The sequence below is a fragment of the Paraburkholderia sp. 2C genome (genome assembly GCF_054589215.1).
Map to the genome: position 1 here is coordinate 1 of NZ_BAAILL010000034.1, position 213 is coordinate 213.

1 protein-coding gene is annotated in these 213 nt (G+C 63.8%); it reads right to left on the reverse strand.

The genetic code is table 11. The features are described 5' to 3' along the window. Positions 1-213: hypothetical protein (locus tag ACYPXD_RS12625; protein WP_459711568.1), on the reverse strand; the 213-nt coding region annotated here is incomplete at both ends.

Below are 213 nucleotides of genomic sequence, written 5' to 3' on the forward strand. Positions count from 1 at the left end.
GGCTGATGCGCGGTAATGACGGCCTTGCTGCCGTCCGTAAAATCGAACTGCCGGACGTGCGGATTGCCGCCCACCGGTTCGCCATACTGAAAGAACCGGCCCTGCGTGTCCCAATCCGCGCTGCTGGCCGCGTACGCGCTCTGGTATCCCTCGGGCTTGCCCAAAGGGGCGCTGTCGGCGAAGGGGAAAAACGATACCTCGCCGTCATGGAAG